The sequence below is a fragment of the Synechococcus sp. B60.1 genome (assembly GCF_047462555.1).
Taxonomy (GTDB): domain Bacteria; phylum Cyanobacteriota; class Cyanobacteriia; order Thermostichales; family Thermostichaceae; genus Thermostichus.
Genome location: NZ_JANSJN010000152.1, coordinates 1 through 3,491, shown reverse-complemented (window position 1 = coordinate 3,491; position 3,491 = coordinate 1). Strand labels below are relative to the sequence as shown.

Genomic DNA, 3,491 nt, shown 5'->3' with positions numbered 1-3,491 from the left:
CCCACCCGCATCGAGAACCCTCGAGCTGAGCTGGCCCGTCAGCCTTTGCTCATGGCCATCCTCATGGACGGCTCCGGCAGCCTGTTGGTTTTGGATCCCCAGTCCCGTCGCTTCTTAGCTGTTTTTGGGCTTTTGGATCAATTTCGCACCACACCCTTGGATCTGGGGGCAGTGCTCCGTTTTGATAACCGAGGGGTCGGTTTTGGCGCTACGGCTCTCGGCCAGCCTTTACGCACGGCCCAACTGCTGCAAGACTTCACCAGCGATAAGCAACTGCTTAGGCGAGGGGTATTGCGGGCAAATCCCGGTGGGAACACCGCCTTGTATGACGCCACGGTGGAAGCCGGGCGTTTCTTAAGTGACTTTCGCCCCAATGAGACCTTCAACCGCCGCCTGGTGGTGTTTACCGACGGCATCGACAACGAGAGCACCCGCTCCATTGACCAGACCATTCGGGAGCTCACAACTCTGGCCCAAGAGCGGGGGCAGAAGCTGACCGTGTATGTAGTTGGGCTGGGCGTTGACTTAAACCTGCTGGAGCTCCAGCGACTGGCGGCGGCCACAGAAGGCACGTTTGTGCTGGCGCGGTTTGCCGAGGCTCTGGAAGCTCCCTTTGCCAATCTATTCCCTGCTGCTATTGGAGAGCACCGCCTGCAGGTGCGGGTACAAAGTAATGTTCCCCTACCTGCTGGCTCTTATCTTCTCAGCGGCGAACTGCGGGTCGAAAGAGAGGGAAGCCGTTTTGTGACATCCTTTAGCGACGCCGTTCTCACGGTGGGATCCCGCTAGAGCCCTTCTGCAAACCGACAGCATCCGCAATTGAGAGCAAGGCATAGGCACATGTTTCGACGACTGGGCAGCAGATTTTGGCAACCGGCTGCGCTTGTCCTGGCTGCTGTGGTTACAGGTTCCCTCACTGTTTTGCTGAAAAGTTGCGGTAGTGGCGGCTCTGGCAATCCTGCTGGAGTGGAGTTGCCGACAAGGGATCCCGCTGCCGGCTCCGCGGCTGCCATCCTGGGGCTGGTCGTTGATCCCTTTGCTCAGCTTTGTGGCCTGGAATCCACGGCTGCTCTTTGTACAGGCGGGCCAGTCTTTTCGGCAGGCAACTCAGTTCAGCTAGTCGGCTTGAGCTCACGGGGAGAGATTTTGTTTCCCCCCTTAGCCACTGCCACCCTGGATAGCAACTTGCGCTTTACGATTCCCTTTTCTGGCTCGATCACGCAGCCGCCGGGGAAATTGGTTTCGGTACAATCGAACCTCGTTGGGCAGGGACGGCAGGCCAGCCAGCCTACACCGCTGCGGGGATTTGTTTTCAGCGCAGCCGTCGATGTCTCTCCTTGGAGCGAGGCTCTCTATCGCATCTTGCTGCGGGAACGGGAGCGGGTACCCTTCTCGAACTTAGCCCCCCCTGAGGTTAGGGATTTGGAGAACATTTTGTTTGTTAGCATTCCTCTTTCCAAAACTGCCCGCAACCTAGAGGAAGTTATTGCCGATATCATTCAGCAAGCGGATCGGCTGAGTTTTAATGGGCTGCGTTTTGTAGAGGATCTGATTCGAGTTTGCTATGCCCTGGAAGGCAATCAATCCGATCAACCCTGTCGGCTGCGGATCCCGGTGCCGACTCCGCCTCCAGTGCCCATTGAACCGCCGGCAACTCGGCCACCAGCTTCTCCTCTTGCTCCCGGAACTCCTTTGCCGGCAGCAACACTTTCTCCTGAGGCTCCTGCCCTACCCATCGTCATCACCAATAGAGCTTCAGTCCGTCTATCATCTGGAACTTTAGTATTCAGTAATCCAGTTACGGTGAGAGTAGACAATTTGTAGCCGCTTCGCTTGGAATTGAGTCCTGTTTCTTTCTTTTTTGAAGACATTCCCTGAAAAAGCGAGGAGTGTTAGATGTTGACCTCAAGACCGTCTCCGCCCAACTCTAAGCAACCCGCCGAGCTACTGCAGATTCTCAGCCGTACTTTGGGATCCGTTTCCACAGCTTTGCTCATTTTGCTTTTGAGAGTGGGGAATGCCGACTCCGCTACATCAGGGAATATACTTCTGCAACACTCTGCTCAAGATGGGCTGGTCTTTATCGACCAAGCTTTGCCCGATCTGTCGATCTTGCTAGCAGGGATCCGACCTGGAACAGAGATTATTCCTTTGGATCCTAACAAAGACGGGATCCAGCAGATCGCCGAGGCGCTGCGAGGTCGAAAAGGGGTTAGAGCTTGGCACGTTCTATCTCACGGGCAGGCGGGCTCAATACAGTTGGGCAAAAGCCTTCTCAGCCTAGAAAACCTATCCGAATATGCAAGCTTGCTCTCGCAGTGGAAATCTAGCCTGGCTGATGATGCAGAGATCTTGATCTATGGCTGCGAAGTGGCATCCGGCTTAGAGGGAGAGCTTCTCATTCTCCAGAGACAAGCGGTGCCGCCAGCCTGCAGCAGCATCACCAACTCCAACGGAGTGGCGGTGGTCGACGTGGGGGGATCTGGCACTGCCGGGGCCATTCGCTTTGAAGCCGTCGTTCCCAGGTGAGTGGGTATGTGGGCGAAAGACTTATTAGATACCCTTACAGATATCTTCGCTGCCCAGAAACCCGCTGAAGAGACCGCTGTGCGCTCCTACACTTCTGGCATTGTCGTCCCCTTTTTGGTCGGTGTAGCTGTTGCAGGTCTAGGATTGCCTGCCCAAGCCGCAACAATTAATGTTACAAACCCAGCCGATGTCATATCTGATGACGGCCAATGCTCTTTGCGGGAAGCGGTCATTGCAGCCAACACCGATTCTGCATTATTTAGTACAGCTGGCGAATGCATCGCAGGCTCAGGGGCAGACACCATTGTGCTGCAAACAGATTATTGTATCTTGTCGCTGGACGACGATGGAGGTGGGCACCAAACAGACAGTGGAGCCGACAACGACGATTTGGACATCACGAGCACCATCACCCTTCAAGGAAATGGTGCAGGCATTCAGCGCGACACTTCGGTGACATGTAAGCCGGATAACACTGCAGCCAAAGGAGAATTCCGCCTCTTCCATGTCCAGAGTACAGGCGATCTCCAGATGAAAGACGTGGGACTCTACCAAGGTTGTGCAGATGGGTCAGGGTTTCCACATACGGCGGGTGGTGGAGTTTTCGTCGATGCTGGCGGACAGTTTAAAATTGCCAACGCTCAGATCTCCAACAACAAGGCAACTTCTCTTGGTGGCGGCGTCTACAGCTTGAGCACGGTAACCGTTACAGATTCTGGAATTTCCTCCAATGTCGCTGGCCAAGATGGGGGTGGCCTTTACAATGACAGCGGCGGCAAGGTAACCATTGTCACTACTGGGATATCCAGCAATATCGTTGTCCAAGATGGAGGCGGTATTTATAACAAGGGCACCCTCACCATCAGCAACACGGGGATCTCCGACAATGGCGCGGGCAAAAATGGGGGCGGCCTTTACAACGATAGCGGCGGCCAAGCAAATATTACCAACAGCGTAATCTC

At 55.0% G+C, this 3,491-nt stretch carries 4 protein-coding genes and 1 pseudogene; all 5 read left to right on the top strand.

The window, feature by feature from the left end; all coding sequences use genetic code 11:
- On the top strand, positions 1-789 hold a 789-nt coding region (locus tag NW863_RS12505), incomplete at its 5' end, for a vWA domain-containing protein (RefSeq protein ID WP_414366751.1).
- 151 nt (positions 790-940) lie between these two features.
- A complete protein-coding gene (locus tag NW863_RS12500) occupies positions 941-1,120 on the top strand; it encodes a hypothetical protein (RefSeq protein WP_414366750.1) in 180 nt (59 codons plus the stop codon).
- 26 nt (positions 1,121-1,146) lie between these two features.
- Entirely contained in the window at positions 1,147-1,824 is a 678-nt protein-coding gene (locus NW863_RS12495; protein ID WP_414366749.1) for a hypothetical protein, read from the top strand.
- Between the two features lie 72 nt (positions 1,825-1,896).
- A complete protein-coding gene (locus NW863_RS12490) occupies positions 1,897-2,529 on the top strand; it encodes a DUF4347 domain-containing protein (RefSeq protein ID WP_414366747.1) in 633 nt (210 codons plus the stop codon).
- A gap of 6 nt (positions 2,530-2,535) precedes the next feature.
- Positions 2,536-3,491 (top strand): annotated as a pseudogene (locus NW863_RS12485) (hypothetical protein); the annotation flags it as partial.